1 protein-coding gene is annotated in these 1,168 nt (G+C 75.7%); it reads left to right on the top strand.

Features of this window, described 5'->3' with window-relative positions; genetic code table 11:
- On the top strand, nucleotides 1-1,168 hold a 1,168-nt coding region (locus tag ACYVE9_RS27625; protein WP_461030623.1), incomplete at both ends, for a ComEC/Rec2 family competence protein.

The raw sequence follows: 1,168 nt of genomic DNA, 5'->3' as shown, positions 1-1,168 counted from the left end.
TCGCCGGGGCGGGCGTGGCGGCCCTGCACACCGCGGCGGTGCGTTCCGGGCCGCTGCCCGCGCTCGCGGACCGCCAGGCCCGGGTCACCGCGGAGCTGACACTCACCAAGGACCCGCGGCTGGCAGCGCCCCGCCCCCACGGCGGACCACGACCGGTCATGCTCACCGGACGGGTCACCCGCGTGGTTACCACGGACGGACGGGAGACGAAGGTCCGCAGTCCTGTCCTGGTCATCGTTCCCGCCCCGCACCCCGACCCCTGGCTTGCCCTGCTGCCCTCCTCCCAGCTCCGGGTGAAGGCCCGGGCGGTCCCTCCGCTGGACGGCCGCGGTGGCGAGTTCACAGCGGTGCTGAGAGCCGACGCCTCGGCGCCGCCGCACCTCCTCTCCGGCCCGGACACCGCGCAACGGATCGCCGGCCGACTGCGCGCCGGGCTGCGCACCGCCACCGACGGACTGCCCGAGGACCCGCGGGCGATGCTCCCGGCCCTCGTGGTCGGCGACACCTCCCGGCTCACGCCCGAACTGCGCGCCGCCGTGCAGGCGGTCGACATGACACATCTGCTGGTCGTCAGCGGAGCCCACCTCTCGATCATCCTGATGGTGCTCATCGGCACCCCGCACACCGCCTCCCGCGCGGAGCGCGGCGGGCTCGCCGCCCTGCTGCGCATGCCGCTCCGGACGACCGCGATCCTCGGTGGGGTGCTGGTGCTGGGTTTCATCACCCTCTGCCGCCCCGGCCCGAGCGTGCTCCGGGCCTCCGTGTGCGGCGGCATCGCCCTGCTCGCCATCGCCACCGGCCGCCGCCGTTCGCTGCTGCCCGCCCTCGCCGCCGCAGTTCTGCTGCTGGTGCTGCTCGACCCGACGCTCGCCCGGTCCTTCGGCTTTCTGCTGTCGGTGCTGGCCACCGGCGCACTGCTGACGCTCGCCCCCCGCTGGAGTCGGGCACTGCAACGACGCCGGGTCCCGCTGCGACTCGCCGAGGCACTGTCGGCTGCGGCAGCGGCCCAGCTGGTGTGCGCGCCGGTGGTCACCGTGTTCGCCGCCCGGGTCAGTCTCGTCGCCGTGCCGGCGAACCTGCTCGCCCAACTCGCCTTCGCCCCGGCCACGCTGCTCGGCTGGGCCGCGCTGGCGGCTGCCCCCGTCGCCATGCCGGTCGCCGTCGGCCT

This window comes from Streptomyces sparsus (genome assembly GCF_054776295.1).
This window is presented reverse-complemented; position numbering and strand designations above follow the sequence as displayed.